We start from the raw sequence: 514 nt of genomic DNA, 5'->3' as shown, positions 1-514 counted from the left end.
CTCATCCTGTGAAATCAATGCGTGCTGAGCACGCCGTGGCCTTCGGCTACGGCAGGTTGTTCAGACCATCCTTAGTGCTCACCATTCGCAGAATTATCGATCTGCAACAACAGGCGGCGGAGCTGGTGCGAAGAAGCTACTAAAAACGCAATTAATCGCCAGTAATTAAAACCGCTGCCGAATAGGAGCAAACAGGGCTACCCCCACAACTTTGCTTTGGTCTATGTCCACCGAATGGCGCCCGCCAGCTGCAAATCGCTCAAGCGGCATTCGGCGCCCCCACCAGCGCCATCAGTGGCGCCATGTATGGGCTTGCCGCCGCCAGCGCGCGTTGTTCGTCGAGGATGTCCTGCAGGATGGCACGCGTCGTATCCGGGTTGGCCAGCACCACGCGGAAAACGGCGATCGGGCGCCCACCCCACTGTGACGACGTCAACTGCGTGCGCGATATGAACGAGCGGCCGGCATCACGCTGCATTTCCTGGATGCTGATGGTCAGCGCATCCAGCGCGTC

The 514-nt window shown here is 59.3% G+C and carries 1 pseudogene; it reads right to left on the bottom strand.

The annotated features are described in order from the left end of the window. Nucleotides 1-259: 259 nt before the first annotated feature. Nucleotides 260-514: pseudogene (locus J8I34_RS34365) on the bottom strand (putative pyridoxal-dependent aspartate 1-decarboxylase); the annotation flags it as partial.

The organism is Cupriavidus phytohabitans, from assembly GCF_017815025.1.
Lineage (GTDB): Bacteria > Pseudomonadota > Gammaproteobacteria > Burkholderiales > Burkholderiaceae > Cupriavidus.
Note: the sequence above shows the minus strand (reverse complement) of the source record. Positions and strands in the feature narration are given on the sequence as shown.